The organism is Pseudomonas sp. UF-293, from assembly GCF_058245595.1.
Map to the genome: position 1 here is coordinate 1 of NZ_JBSICA010000044.1, position 13115 is coordinate 13115.

Genomic DNA, 13115 nt, shown 5'->3' on the forward strand with positions numbered 1-13115 from the left:
CCACAGGACTTCCGGGTGTACTCAAATTCCCGCAATCCCACAAATCTCATGTGGGAGCGGGCTTGCCCGCGAAAGCAATGTGTCAGCCCCAGATCATGTGCCTGACCCACCGCTTCGTGAGCAAGCCCACTCCCACAGGGCTTCCGGGTGTAATCAAATCCGGGCAACACAAAAAATCTCATGTGGGAGCGGGCTTGCCCGCGAAAGCAATATGTCAGCCCCAGATAATGTGCCTGACCCACCGCCTTCGTGAGCAAGCCCACTCCCACAGGGCTTCCGGGTGTAATCAAATCCTGGCCACACAAAAAATCTCATTGTGGGAGCGGGCTTGCCCGCGAAAGCAGTGTGTCAGCCCCAGATCATGTGCCTGACCCACCGCCTTCGTGAGCAAGCCCACTCCCACAGGACTTTCGGGTCTACTCAAAATCCTGGCCACACAAAAAATCTCATTGTGGGAGCGGGCTTGCCCGTGAAAGCAATGTGTCAGCCCCAGATAATGTGCCTGACCCACCGCCTTCGTGAGCAAGCCCACTCCCACAGGCCCTTCGGGTGTACTCAAATCCTGGCCACACAAAAAATCTCATGTGGGAGCGGGCTTGCCCGCGAAAACAGAGTGTCAGCCCCAGATAATTTCCCTGACCCACCGCCTTCGTGAGCAAGCCCACTCCCACAGGGTTTTCGGTTGTACTCAAATCCTGGCCACACAAAAAATCTTATGTGGGAGCGGGCTTGCCCGCGAGAGCAATGTGTCAGCCCCAGATCATGTGCCTGACCCACCGCCTTCGTGAGCAAGCCCACTCCCACAGGCCCTTCGGGTCTACTCAAATTCCCGCAATCCCACAAATCTCATGTGGGAGCGGGCTTGCCCGCGAAAGCAGTGGGTCAGCCCCAGATAATTTCCCTGACCCCCGCCTTCGTGAGCAAGCCCACTCCCACAGGCCCTTCGGGTCTACTCAAATCCTGGCCACACAAAAAATCTCATGTGGGAGCGGGCTTGCCCGCGAAGACGCCGGCCCGGTTAACCCCTAGATCGCTGGCAAACAACCACTAGCGATTCAACACATCCCCCATCCACCGCAAATACTCCCCCCGCTCGGAAATCGAGTTATGCCCCGAGTCCGGCACCACCTTCAGCGTTGCCACCCCCGCAGGAAAACTCTCGAACAGGTGCTGCGTGCTGCTGCGTCCAATCACTTCGTCATCACTCGCCGCCAACAGCAGCGTCGGCGTACGGATATGCGCCGCATATTTGCCCGATTCGAACCGATCCTTGAGCAACCACTTCACCGGCACCCACGGGTATTGCCGTTCGGCGATTTCCTCGAGGCTGTTGAACGGCGTTACCAGAATCAGATTCTGCACCGGCCGCTGACTGGCCAGGCGCACCGCCACGCCCGAGCCGAGACTGCGCCCGATGACTGCAATTTGCGGATGGCTGGCATAGACCTGATCGAACAATGCCAGCGCATCTTCAGCAATCGCAGCTTCCGATGGCGAGCCGGTGCTGCCACCAAAGCCCCGGTAATGCAGGAAATACAGCGCGTAGTCAGGAAACGCCTCGGCGAACTCCGGCAGATTTCGCGAGACGTCCTCGGCATTGCCACCGAAATAGATCAGCGCCCGCGATCCGCTGCGCTCCCGGTTAGTCACCCAGACCTCGGCGTCCGGCATCGACAGTTTCAATCGCGAATCCGCTGCAACCACCTCGGCAGGCTGGGGGAACCAGATCAGCGAACGCTGAAACACGAACAGCGCGGCGCACAGCAGCAGGTACACGGCGACGATGAAAACGACGAGTGACATCAGGGTTCGGGACATTCGGCTCTTTTAACGGGGAGAAAGGTTGGCTGTGGCAGTGTAGTTCAGCGACTGCGCCTGACAGCCGACGCACACACTGTGCAACAGATCCGCGCAGCAGGAGGAGCCGCATGCGCCACACTGAGGGTTATTCCCGTCGCCGCTTGCTCACGCTGGCTGCCGAGGCTGCGGCGCTGTTCACCATTGATCGGGCGTTGGCCAGCAGCGTACCGCCGACCGCCACTGCGCCGCCCACGGCAGGAGACCAGACCATGCAGACCCGCGCCATCCCTTCCAGCTCCGAGGCACTGCCCATGGTCGGCTTGGGCACCTATCGCGGTTTTGACGTAGCACCGGGCGATCCGGTTTACCGGCAATTGCCCGCGGTACTCGAAGCGCTGTTCAGGAAGGGCGGCACGCTGATCGACAGCTCACCCATGTACGGCCGCGCCGAGCAGACCACCGGTGAATTGCTGTCGATCCATGAACCACGCTCGCCGGCCTTTCTCGCCACCAAGGTGTGGACGCGCGGGCGCGAGGAAGGCATCGCGCAAATGGAGCAGTCCTTCAGCCTTCTGCAAACCGAGCGCATCGACCTGATGCAGATCCACAATCTGCTCGACTGGCAAACCCATTTGCCTACCCTGCGCGAATGGCAGGAGCAGGGGCGGATTCGCTACATCGGCATCACTCATTACACGTCGTCGGCCTATGACGAAGTCGAAGCGGTGCTGAAAGCCGAGAAGCTGGACTTTCTGCAGATCAACTACGCCCTCGATGATCGTGCTGTCGAGAAACGCATCCTGCCGCTGTGTCGCGAGCGCGGGGTGGCAGTGATTTGTAATCGGCCATTTGGCGGCGGCGATCTGCTCGCCCGGCTCAAGGGCAAGCCGCTGCCGGCGTGGGTCTCGGATGTGCAGGTCAACAGCTGGCCGCAACTGGCGCTGAAATTTCTGCTGGCGCACCCGGCGGTGACCTGCGTGATTCCCGGGACCAGCAATCCCCGCTACATGGCCGACAACGCCGTAGCCGGTTTTGGGCCGATGCTGACCGATGCGCAGCGGCATCAGTTGATCGCGTTGCTGGGCTGATCGGTCTTTAAACTTCGCCAAAGCCCGCCCGGTTATTGCAAATTGTTCTAAAAAACTGTCAACCCTGACAGTTGGCTGAGCAGTGTCTGACGCCAATCATGCAGTTCCAGCCAAACGGCAGAACAGCATGAACTTGAAACACGAAAGATTTTTTGGTTTGGCAGGCGTCTGCCTGATATTGACGTCCCTCGAGGTAATCGGCGAAACCGCAGAGTACGTGTGCATGGGCAGCCAGAGAGGCCAAATCGCAATCGTGCGGGCGAATTCTTTATTGGAGGCGAACCAGATAGCCAAGGCAGCGTGGGGTGCTGCCGGTTGCTATAAAAAGTAATTCAACCGCGATAGCGCAACGCCTCCAGCAACAGCGCAAACGCCGGCGCTGCCTGGCGTCGGCTCGGGTAGTACAGGTGATAACCGGAGAATGCCGGGCACCAGTCCCCAAGCACCTGGGTCAGGCGGCCGTCGGCCAGAAATGGCGCAACGACATTTTCCGGGATGTAGCTCAGCCCGAAACCATCCAGCGCGGCGTCGAGCAACGGGTACACGCCATTCAGGGTGACTTGCCCGGCGACGCGAACCTTCAGGCTTACGCCGTCCTTTTCGAACTCCCACGCATACAGTCCGCCATTGGTTGGCAGGCGCAGGTTGTTGCAGGCGTGGTCGGTCAGGTCGCGCGGGGTCTGCGGCGCGGCGCGTCGAGCGAAGTAGGCGGGCGAGCCGACTACGGCCATGCGCATGTCGGGACCGATGCGTGTGGCGATCATGCCCTGCGCGACGTCTTCGCCCAAGCGCACACCGGCATCGAAGCCCTGACCGGCGATATCGACGAAACCGTAATCGCAGCAGACCTCGATGGCAACGTCCGGGTATTGCGGCAGGAACTCCTGCAACGCCGGACGCAGGATCCAGTTCAGCGAGTGGTCGGTGGCGCTGATGCGGATCTTCCCCGCCGGGGTCTCGCGCAGGTTGTTCAGGGCGGCCAGTTCCACCTCGATTTCCTCGAAGCGCGGGCCGATGGTTTGCAGCAGATGTTCGCCGGCCTCGGTCGGCGAAACGCTACGCGTGGTGCGGGTCAGCAGGCGCAGACCGAGACGCGCCTCGAGGCTGCGAATGGTATGGCTGAGCGCCGATTGCGACACGCCGAGCTTGGCCGCGGCCTTGGTGAAACTGCGTTCACGGGCAACGGCGAGAAAGGCGAGCAGGTCGGTGGCGTTTTCGCGAAGCATTGATGATTGTCCTGCATAAGTTTTTTTCGATTCTAGTCGATTATTCAATGAGTGCGGATCGCTACAGTGGCTGCATCACTTATCAGGAGAAACTGCCATGAACCCGATTGCTGCTTCTGCGCTGACGCTCTCGCTGCTGGCCGGTGAGGTGCAGGCCACTGAAAGCCCACGTGTTACGGTCACGCCAAATGGCTCGCAACCATCGGCCAAAGGACCCGCTGACTGGTTTACCGGCACGGTGCGGGTGGATGCGCCGTTCAAAGGTACCGACGAGGCGCGGGTCAGCGGCGCGACCGTTACGTTCGAGCCGGGTGCGAGAACGGCGTGGCATACCCATCCACTGGGGCAGACATTGATCGTGACCGCGGGGGCAGGCTTCGTGCAGGAATGGGGGCAGCCGATTCGTGAAATCCGCCCGGGCGATACCGTGTGGATTGCCCCGGGCGCCAAGCACTGGCACGGAGCGGCACCGACAACGGCGATGAGCCACATCGCGATTGCGGAAGTGCGGGACGGCAAGGTAGTGGACTGGATGGAGCAAGTCAGTGAAGAACAATATCCGCGCTAAGCGAGGCACCCTGTAGGAGCTGTCGAATGCAACGAGGCTGCGATCTTTGATCTTGCTTGGAGATCAACAGATCGCAGCCTGCGGCAGTTCCTACAGCGGGTGTTTTACGTCGACGTTTCTTCAGATCATCTCCGGCAACGACTCAAGAATCTTGTCCAGCGTAATCGGATACTCCCGCACCCTCGCGCCGGTGGCGTTGTAAATCGCATTCGCCACCGCTGCACTCACGCCGCAAATCCCCAATTCACCCACGCCCTTGGCCTTCATCGGCGAAGAAATCGGGTCGGTTTCTTCGAGGAAGATCACTTCCTGATGCGGAATGTCGGCGTGCACCGGCACTTCGTATCCAGCCAGGTCATGGTTGACGAAAAAGCCCAGGCGCTTGTCCACCGCCAGCTCTTCCATCAGCGCAGCGCCGACACCCATGGTCATTGCGCCGATCACCTGACTGCGCGCCGACGTCGGGTTGAGAATTCGCCCCGCCGCGCACACCGCGAGCATGCGCCGCACGCGGACTTCGCCAGTGGCAGCATCGACCGCGACTTCGACGAAATGCGCGCCGAAGGTCGATTGCTGATATTTCTCGGCCAGATCACCGAACTCGATGCTGTCCTCGCCGACCAGTGCGCCGCCTTCGGCCGCATTGCGCAGCGGCAGGCTCTTGCTGCCGACGCGCACCTGACCATCGGCAAACTCGGCCTGATCCGCCGCCAGTCCGAGCTTGGCCGCCACTGCTTCGCGCAGTTTCATGCAGGCGGCGTAGACCCCGGCGGTCGAACAGTTGCCACCGAACTGGCCGCCGGAGCCGGCCGACACCGGGAAGTCCGAATCGCCCAGACGCACCACTACATCATTGAGACCAACGCCCATCATCTCCGCAGCTGTCTGCGCGATGATTGTGTAGCTGCCGGTGCCGATATCAGTCATGTCCGTTTCAACAATCACCTTGCCGTCGCGCTCCAGGCGCACGCGGGCGCCGGACTTGACCAGCAGGTTGTTGCGAAACGCGGCCGCCACACCCATGCCGATCAGCCAACGACCTTCACGACGTGTGCCTGGTTGCGCCTTGCGCTGATCCCAGCCGAATTTCTCGGCGCCGATCTGCAGACATTTGACCAGTTGACGCTGAGAAAACGGCCGCTCGGTTTTCACCGGGTCGACTTGAGTGTCGTTAGCGATGCGGAACAACACCGGGTCCATCTTCAGCTGTTCAGCCATTTCGTCCATGGCGATTTCCAGCACCATCAGCCCCGGCGCTTCACCCGGCGCACGCATGGCATTGCCTTCGGGCAGGTCGAGCGGAGCGAGGCGCATGCTGACGCGACGGTTTTCTGCGGCATAGAGCAACTGGCTCGGTTGCGCGGCCAGTTCGACCTTGCCGTCAGCGAGGTTGCCTGACCAGCCTTCATGGGCGATGGCGGTCAGCTTGCCGTCCGCAGTGGCGCCCATGCGGATGCGCTGAATCGTTGCCGGGCGATGGGTGGTGTTGTTGGCCATTTGCGGGCGGGCGAGGGCCACTTTCACCGGGCGTCCAGCCATGCGCGCGCCGAGAGCGGCAAGGATCACGTCGGCGCGGATGAACAGTTTGCCGCCGAAACCACCGCCGATGTACGGCGAGACCAAACGGACTTTCTCCTTCGGCAAACCGAGGGTTTTCGCGATGTCACCGACACTCCAGGCGACCATCTGGTTCGACGTCCACACGGTCAGCTGATCGCCTTTCCACGCGGCCAATGTGGCGTGCGGTTCCATCATCGCGTGGGACTGGTCCGGCGTGGTGTAGGTCTGATCGAACTGCACCGGTGCGGCGGTGAAGGCTTTGTCGAAGTCGCCGTGATTGACGTCGGGCAGCTCGTCTTTCGGCTCGACGCCGAGGTCTTTGACGCTGGCCAGATCAAACTTGCCTTCGCTGGTTTCGTAATCGACCCTGACCAATTGCGCAGCGGCGCGGGCCTGTTCGAAGGTCTCGGCAACCACCAATGCAACGGCCTGCTGGTAATGCTGCACCTCGGGGCCGGCGAGCAGGTGTGCGGCGTTGTAATCACCCTTGTCGAGTTTGCCGGCGTTCTGCGCAGTGACAATCGCCAACACGCCGGGCGCGGCTTTGGCCTCATCGAGATGAATGGCTTTGATCCGCCCTTTGGCAATTGCCGAGTCGACCATGAAACCATAGGCCTGATTGGCCGCCGCTTCATGCTGTTCATAGGCGTAAGTCGCCTGGCCGCTGGTTTTCAACGGGCCTTCGATGCGCTCGGTGGGTTGGCCGACGACCTTCAGGCGGTCGATGGGATTGGTGGTGGCGGGCGTGTCGAATTTCATGCGGTTTCCCTCGCTTGCGCCAACACCGAAGCCAGCGTGCGCTCGACCAGTGTCAGTTTGAATTGGTTGTCATCGGTGGGCGTCGCGCCTTCCAGCAGGCGTTCGCTGACCGCTTTGGCGCCCTTGGGCAATAGCGCTTCTGCGGCTTCGACCCGCCACGGTTTCGGTGCAATGCCGCCAACGGCGACGCGGCCGGTGCCGTCCTTTTGCAGGATCAGACCCACCGAAACCAGCGCAAACGCGTAAGACGAGCGATCGCGAACCTTGTGATAAATGTGCGTGCCGCCGACCGGTGCCGGCAGGGTCACGGCGGTGATGAACTCGCCGGGCGTGAGGCTGGTTTCGATGTTCGGCGTGTTGCCCGGCAATTGATGGAAATCGGCCATGGGAATGCTGCGCGTGCTGCCGTCAGGCTTGACCGTTTCGATCTGCGCATCGAGGGCGCGCATGGCGATGGCCATGTCGCTCGGGTGAGTGGCGATGCAAGCGTCGCTGACGCCGATGATCCCCAACTGCCGGGTGACGCCGCCGATCGCCGCGCAGCCACTGCCGGGGTTGCGTTTGTTGCAGGCCTGGTGGGTGTCGTAGAAGTACGGGCAGCGGGTGCGTTGCAGCAGGTTACCGGCGGTGGTCGCCATGTTGCGCAGCTGCCCGGAAGCCCCGGCGAGCAGGGCGCGGGAGAGCAGGGCGTAGTCCTTGCGCACGCGCGCGTCGGCGGCCAGATCAGTGTTGCGTACCAGCGCGCCGATGCGCAGTCCGCCTTCGGGGGTAGCTTCGATCTGGTCCAGGCCGAGGTGGTTGATGTCGATCAGGTGCACCGGGGTTTCGATGTCAAGTTTCATCAGGTCGAGCAGGTTGGTGCCGCCGGCGATGAACTTGGCGCCCTCGACTTGCGCAGCCTGGGAAGCGGCTGCGGCAGGTGAGTCGGCGCGGCTGTAATTGAAGGCTCTCATGCCGGCACCTCCGCGACTTCAGTGATGGCTTCGATGATGTTCGAGTAAGCGCCGCAACGGCAGATATTGCCGCTCATGCGCTCCTGCAGTTCGGCGGCGATCAGTTTCGGCGGCTCGGTCAGGCTTGGGCTGACGTGGCTGGGAATGCCGTCGCGGATTTCCTTGAGCACGGCGACTGCCGAGCAGATCTGCCCCGGCGTGCAATAGCCGCACTGATAGCCGTCGTGCTTGATGAACGCGGCCTGCATCGGGTGCAGCTTGTCCGGCATGCCTAGGCCTTCGATGGTGGTCACCTCACTGCCGTCGTGCATCACCGCCAGGGTCAGGCAGGAATTGATCCGCCGGCCGTCGGCGATCACCGTGCAGGCGCCGCACTGGCCGTGGTCGCAGCCTTTTTTGGTGCCGGTCAGGTGCAGGTGCTCGCGCAGGGCGTCGAGCAGGGTGGTGCGGGTGTCGACTTCCAGCGTTTGCGGTTTACCGTTGACTTGCAGGGTTACTTGACTCATGGCCGGTTGCTCCAGACTGGCCGCGTAGGCCTTGAGGCTGATAAAGGGGGGCATGGCGAACGCCGTCGCGGTTACGGCGCCGAGGATCATGAAGTTGCGTCGGGAAATCGGCATGGTTCGATTCCTTGTCTCTCATCGGGCGGCAGGATTGCAAAAGGCCCAAAAGGGCGCGCCGGCATGCATGCCAGTCTCGTAAAAGGAGTGACCGCCGAAGAGGGGAAAAGGTTTTGTCGGATTTGCGCTAAAGAGTTATGTGCGCAGCTCATCAATTGACCTGTGGGAGCGAGCCTGCTCGCGAAAGCGTCGGGTCAGAACCAGCCGCTGCTGGATGTGCCGACCTCTTCGCGAGCAGGCTCGCTCCCACAGTGGAGATGTGTTTTTCAGTTATGGCCCACCCACCACCATCGAGGTAAACGGTGCGACATACGCCTGCAACGTCACCAGCCCGCCGACCAGGATCGCCAACACGATCGAGTGGAAGAACACGTAACGCAGGATCTCGCCCTCATGCCCGTACCAACGGGTCGCGGTGGAGGCGACGACGATCGACTGCGCATCGACCATTTTGCCCATCACCCCACCGGAACTGTTCGCTGCCGCCATCAGCACCGGACTGATACCCAGCTGTTCCGAGGTCACCCGCTGCAAGCCGCCAAACAGCACGTTCGACGCCGTGTCCGAGCCGGTCAGCGCCACCCCGAGCCAGCCGAGCAGCGTGCCGAACATCGGGTAGAAAATCCCCGTCGCCGCGAACGCCAGGCCCATGGTCGCATCGAGCCCCGAATAGCGGGTGAGAAAACCCAGCGCCAGCATCGCCGCAATGGTGATCAGCGAAAACCGCACCACCCATAACGTGCGCAGGTATTGCTTGATCAGCTGCGGGATCGAATAACCCATCAGCAAACCGCCGACGATTGCCGCCAGCAAGATGCCACTGCCGGTGGCGGTCAACCAGGTGAACTTGTAAATCGCTTCCTCGGCTTTCGGCGCCGCGACCACTGGCGGCACTTTCTCGATTTGCAGATGCAGGCTGGTAAAGGTCACGGCCGGGGCGAAGATCGGATTGGCCTCGCGTACCGGTTTGCCTTGCGGGTCGAGCTTGGCCGATTGCGTGACCGGGTCGATCACCGGGCGCGTATCGAACATGTTCTTGAAGCCCTGCGTGCCCCAGGCAAACACGAACACCGTGAGAATGATCCACGGCATCCACGCACGCATCACTGCCGGGCGCGCCTGATCGCTGAAGGCGGCGCTGGCGGTGACTTTTTCTTCCTCGACCTTGGAGTTGTCGACGCGACCGGACAGCGCCGCCGAAGTGTGGATGGTTGCCGGTTTCCACACCTTGAGGAACAGCGTCAGACAGGCCATGGAAATCAGCGCGGCGATCACGTCCACCAGCATCGGCCCGTGGTAGTTGGACACGAGAAATTGCGGGATGGCGAAACTCACTCCAGCCACCAGAATCGCCGGCCACACCTCGAGCATCTTGCGCCACCCGGCAAACGCCCAGATCAGCCAGAACGGCACCAGCACCGAGAAGAACGGCAACTGCCGACCGACCATCATCGACAGCTCCATCTCGTCCAGCCCGGTGACTTTGGCCAAGGTGATGATCGGCGTGCCCAGGGCGCCGAAAGCCACGGGTGCGGTATTGGCAATCAGCGCCAGACCGGAGGCGGCCAATGGTGAAAAGCCCAGGCCAATCAGGATCGCGCCGGTAACCGCTACTGGCGTGCCAAACCCCGCCGCGCCTTCGAAGAACGCGCCAAAGCAGAAGGCGATCAGCAGCAGCTGCAAACGCCGGTCATCGGTGATCCGCGCGAGGGAATCCTGCAGCACTTTGAACGATCCGTTCTCGGTGGTCAGGCGATGCAGAAAGATGATGTTGAGCACGATCCAGCCGATCGGCAGCAAGCCATTCGCCGCACCGAACAGCGCCGCCGAACCGGCCATGCCCGCCGGCATGTCAAAGGCAAAAATCGAGATCAGCAGGGCGGACGCCAGCGCCAGCAACGCCGCCAGATGCGCCTTGACGTGAAAGAACGCCAGCGCCGCGAGCATCACCACCACCGGCACCGCAGCCATCAGCGTGGAAAGCACCGGATTGCCGAACGGGTCATAGATTTGCTGCCAGACCATGGTCCACCTCTGCTTGTTGTTATTGAGGGTGCAGATCCATTGCATGGGGGTTGGTTGCAAGCAGTATAGGTGGCATTACGCCGCTGTTCGGGCGTGAGCAACGGGCCGACCAACGGTTGATAGTGGCCACTGAATCAACGTGCTTTTGCCCGGTCGTATCTGCGGCTGCGCACTGCGTCCCGCAGACGCGGGCAGCGTGGCGATTTCCGTCGTCAAGACCTTGGGTTTAGGGAAGTGTTGAATGAAGCAAGCGACAACCATGCTGCTCACTGTGACTGCCGCCGTATTGCTCAGCGGCTGTATTGCGGATTTTGATGATGACCACCGCCATGGCCGGCATTACGACCGCGACCATGGCCGCAATTACGATCACGACCGACGCTGGGATGACCGCGATGACGACCGCCGCGATGGCCGTCGTTATTACCGTGATCGCGATGATGACTGATTGAATGAGAAGAGGGCGTTCCCCTTAACAGGAACGCCCTCTGTGCATCAGCCTTCAGTTGAAAAAACGAGCGTTCGCCTGGACGCGGGATCGCGCAGGCACCGAGGCCTCGTGATCGAGCAAATGGGTGGCGAGTATGTCGCTCAGAAAACGGAACTGATCGTTGAGGCCGACCACTTCATTGCTGAAATGGTTGCTGGCGGCGGGCATCAGCAGATCGTCGAAATCTTCGTTGAACACCAGCGTCTGCGCCTTGCGCGGCACGACGTGCTGTTGGTAGTAGTTGCTGCCGAACACCGGGAAACTCACGGAGAGGGTGACTTGAGTGTGGGTCATGATATGAACGCCTCGTTGTGTGTCGGATGTGCCAATCGTGCCTTTCGTGAGGGAGGGGCGGAAGGCAATCGTGGCGATGGTGGATATCGACGGCAGTGATGATGAACAGGATCCCCTGTGGGAGCGGGCTTGCCCGCGAAAGCGGTGTGTCAGTCGATACATCTGGTGACTGGTGCACTGCTTTCGCGAGCAAGCCCGCTCCCACATTGATCATCAGCCAAGCAGTCACCTGCCTATACTCAAACCAGCACCTCCCCAAGCCAAAGGACACCACCACCGTGAACCCGCGTGCGCTGGTCGTCGCCGCACTGTTTCTGCTGGCCGGCTGCGCCACCTCGGCCCGGGCACCGGTGAGTGCGCCACAGGCGGTGGTGGTGTCGGCGCAAACCTGGCAGCAGATCGACCGCGAAATCATCAGCGCCTCGCAGCAGGCCACCGAGCAGGTCAAGCTGTTCGCCCGTGGCTCGATGGAACATTGGCGCACGCGGATCTATCAGCAAACTGAAGAAAATTTCATCCCTTGGTTCAGCAGCTATTGGACTCAGGAATGGCTGTCAATGAAGGTCAGTTGGTACACGATCAGTGCCGGCGGCGAGCAGGACGCTTCGGCGAAACGGCTGGCGGCGTATCTGCTTGAGCAATATCAGGAAAAAGTCCTCGCGCCGGTCGCCGTGGAGATCGATCCGGACGCGATCCTGGCGCAGGCCACGGCGTTCTACGCCCAATTGATGGCGCAGCAGATGCCGCTCATCGCCCAGCGCCACGGCGTGCCGATCGCACAGCTCAACGGTCGCTTGCAGAAGATCCCGGCCATCGCCCTTGGCCCGCCGCCGGCACGGGATGCTTCGTTGTTCAAGGTCATCAGTACCGAACCGCTGAACACTCTGCCGGCGTACGCCGCGCTGATCGACAAGATCCACACCGACGGCGGCGCCAAAGGCATCTCATCCACCGACGCGGCGATGGCCCCGGTGGCCAAGCGCGCCAGCCAGCGCATCGAAGCGGAAATGGCCCCGCGTGGCGCCGCCAGTGCGGTGGCGGCAGCAGCCGGGAAACTGGCCGGGGCGATGATTTCGGTCGGCGTGGCCGGCATCCGCGCGATCATCCAGGCCAACGACCGTCCGGACAGCGAAGCACTGATCCGCAGCAGCCTCGGTAATACGTTCGACAAAGCCTGGCAGAAGTTGCTGCAAAACCCGACTACAGGGGTGATGGCGGGCACGTTGCACATGGCCGGGCAGGTCGAGGGCAATTTGAGCGCTGGCGCAGAGCCGCCCGTCGGGCTGGATGACAATCGCGTCGAATGGCGCCCGCCGCAATCGACCAGTCAGCAGATCGAACCCAACCTGCAAGGAGAATGAACATGGCTTACATCGATATCTTCGTGGCGCCGGTGCCTGACGCCAATCATGAGCAGTACAAAAAACACTGTGAGATCGCCGCCAGGCTGTTCAAGGAATATGGCGCCGTGGATGTCGTCCAGTGCTGGGGTGACGACGTACCCGAGGGCAAACTCACGTCGTTTCCACTGGCGGTCAGACTCAAGGACGGTGAAACCGTGTCGTCCGGCTGGCTGATCTGGCCAAACAAGGCGACCCGCGACGCCGGTATGGCGAAAATGATGGAAGACCCGCGCATGCACCCCGACGTCAATCCGATGGGCTTTGATGGCCAACGAATGATTTTCGGCGGTTTCAAGACGCTCTCTGAATCCTGATGGCATTGCGAACGC

At 61.5% G+C, this 13115-nt stretch carries 12 protein-coding genes; 5 read left to right on the forward strand and 7 right to left on the reverse strand.

Going from position 1 to position 13115, the window contains the following annotated elements; genetic code table 11:
* Nucleotides 1-1047: 1047 nt before the first annotated feature.
* Nucleotides 1048-1818, reverse strand: a complete 771-nt coding sequence (locus AC4IHP_RS26265) for an alpha/beta hydrolase (protein ID WP_490833124.1) — start codon at nucleotides 1816-1818, stop codon at nucleotides 1048-1050.
* A 110-nt stretch (nucleotides 1819-1928) separates the two neighbouring features.
* Here AC4IHP_RS26265 and AC4IHP_RS26270 point away from each other — a divergent pair, with 110 nt between their 5' ends.
* On the forward strand, nucleotides 1929-2888 hold the full coding sequence (locus AC4IHP_RS26270) for an aldo/keto reductase (RefSeq protein ID WP_460118297.1): 960 nt from the start codon (nucleotides 1929-1931) through the stop codon (nucleotides 2886-2888).
* Between the two features lie 332 nt (nucleotides 2889-3220).
* Here AC4IHP_RS26270 and AC4IHP_RS26275 read toward each other — a convergent pair whose 3' ends face one another.
* Nucleotides 3221-4114, reverse strand: a complete 894-nt coding sequence (locus AC4IHP_RS26275; protein WP_460118299.1) for a LysR family transcriptional regulator — start codon at nucleotides 4112-4114, stop codon at nucleotides 3221-3223.
* A 97-nt stretch (nucleotides 4115-4211) separates the two neighbouring features.
* Here AC4IHP_RS26275 and AC4IHP_RS26280 point away from each other — a divergent pair, with 97 nt between their 5' ends.
* Nucleotides 4212-4682 carry a (R)-mandelonitrile lyase gene (locus tag AC4IHP_RS26280; protein ID WP_490833125.1) on the forward strand — a complete coding sequence of 157 codons (471 nt, stop codon included), beginning with the start codon at nucleotides 4212-4214 and terminating at the stop codon, nucleotides 4680-4682.
* Between the two features lie 120 nt (nucleotides 4683-4802).
* On the opposite strand, the gene paoC is transcribed toward AC4IHP_RS26280, so the two are convergent.
* From paoC to AC4IHP_RS26300, 4 genes are all read right to left on the reverse strand, one after another.
* The gene (gene paoC, locus AC4IHP_RS26285; protein ID WP_490833126.1) at nucleotides 4803-7001 is read right to left on the reverse strand and encodes an aldehyde oxidoreductase molybdenum-binding subunit PaoC; all 2199 of its coding nucleotides are present in this window, start codon (nucleotides 6999-7001) and stop codon (nucleotides 4803-4805) included.
* Complete coding sequence (locus AC4IHP_RS26290; protein ID WP_137214891.1) at nucleotides 6998-7954, reverse strand: FAD binding domain-containing protein; 957 nt, start codon at nucleotides 7952-7954, stop codon at nucleotides 6998-7000. The genes paoC and AC4IHP_RS26290 overlap by 4 nt, the downstream gene beginning before the upstream one ends.
* Nucleotides 7951-8574 carry an aldehyde dehydrogenase iron-sulfur subunit PaoA gene (paoA, locus tag AC4IHP_RS26295; RefSeq protein WP_041480864.1) on the reverse strand — a complete coding sequence of 208 codons (624 nt, stop codon included), beginning with the start codon at nucleotides 8572-8574 and terminating at the stop codon, nucleotides 7951-7953. Before paoA ends, AC4IHP_RS26290 begins: the two co-directional genes overlap by 4 nt.
* Nucleotides 8575-8844: 270 nt before the next feature.
* Nucleotides 8845-10599: an L-lactate permease gene (locus AC4IHP_RS26300; RefSeq protein WP_460118307.1), complete on the reverse strand. Its 1755-nt coding sequence runs from the start codon at nucleotides 10597-10599 to the stop codon at nucleotides 8845-8847.
* 241 nt (nucleotides 10600-10840) lie between these two features.
* Here AC4IHP_RS26300 and AC4IHP_RS26305 point away from each other — a divergent pair, with 241 nt between their 5' ends.
* The gene (locus tag AC4IHP_RS26305) at nucleotides 10841-11047 is read left to right on the forward strand and encodes a hypothetical protein (RefSeq protein WP_130000157.1); all 207 of its coding nucleotides are present in this window, start codon (nucleotides 10841-10843) and stop codon (nucleotides 11045-11047) included.
* Nucleotides 11048-11101: 54 nt separating this feature from the next.
* Here the strand turns inward: AC4IHP_RS26305 and AC4IHP_RS26310 are convergent, their stop codons facing one another.
* Entirely contained in the window at nucleotides 11102-11383 is a 282-nt protein-coding gene (locus AC4IHP_RS26310) for a hypothetical protein (RefSeq protein ID WP_039762371.1), read from the reverse strand.
* 278 nt (nucleotides 11384-11661) lie between these two features.
* Between AC4IHP_RS26310 and AC4IHP_RS26315 the strand changes: the two genes are divergently transcribed.
* Nucleotides 11662-12744 carry a hypothetical protein gene (locus tag AC4IHP_RS26315; RefSeq protein WP_490833127.1) on the forward strand — a complete coding sequence of 361 codons (1083 nt, stop codon included), beginning with the start codon at nucleotides 11662-11664 and terminating at the stop codon, nucleotides 12742-12744.
* A 2-nt stretch (nucleotides 12745-12746) separates the two neighbouring features.
* The gene (locus AC4IHP_RS26320) at nucleotides 12747-13100 is read left to right on the forward strand and encodes a DUF1428 domain-containing protein (protein ID WP_490833128.1); all 354 of its coding nucleotides are present in this window, start codon (nucleotides 12747-12749) and stop codon (nucleotides 13098-13100) included.
* Nucleotides 13101-13115 lie beyond the last annotated feature (15 nt).

Coding starts and splice junctions, on each gene's coding strand:
- AC4IHP_RS26265 (WP_490833124.1), bottom strand. CDS start 1,818: ATGTCCCGAACCCTGATGTCACTCGTCGTTTTCATCGTCGCCGTGTAC.
- AC4IHP_RS26305 (WP_130000157.1), top strand. CDS start 10,841: ATGAAGCAAGCGACAACCATGCTGCTCACTGTGACTGCCGCCGTATTG.
- paoC (WP_490833126.1), bottom strand. CDS start 7,001: ATGAAATTCGACACGCCCGCCACCACCAATCCCATCGACCGCCTGAAG.
- AC4IHP_RS26310 (WP_039762371.1), bottom strand. CDS start 11,383: ATGACCCACACTCAAGTCACCCTCTCCGTGAGTTTCCCGGTGTTCGGC.
- AC4IHP_RS26275 (WP_460118299.1), bottom strand. CDS start 4,114: ATGCTTCGCGAAAACGCCACCGACCTGCTCGCCTTTCTCGCCGTTGCC.
- AC4IHP_RS26290 (WP_137214891.1), bottom strand. CDS start 7,954: ATGAGAGCCTTCAATTACAGCCGCGCCGACTCACCTGCCGCAGCCGCT.
- AC4IHP_RS26270 (WP_460118297.1), top strand. CDS start 1,929: ATGCGCCACACTGAGGGTTATTCCCGTCGCCGCTTGCTCACGCTGGCT.
- AC4IHP_RS26320 (WP_490833128.1), top strand. CDS start 12,747: ATGGCTTACATCGATATCTTCGTGGCGCCGGTGCCTGACGCCAATCAT.
- AC4IHP_RS26300 (WP_460118307.1), bottom strand. CDS start 10,599: ATGGTCTGGCAGCAAATCTATGACCCGTTCGGCAATCCGGTGCTTTCC.
- AC4IHP_RS26280 (WP_490833125.1), top strand. CDS start 4,212: ATGAACCCGATTGCTGCTTCTGCGCTGACGCTCTCGCTGCTGGCCGGT.
- paoA (WP_041480864.1), bottom strand. CDS start 8,574: ATGCCGATTTCCCGACGCAACTTCATGATCCTCGGCGCCGTAACCGCG.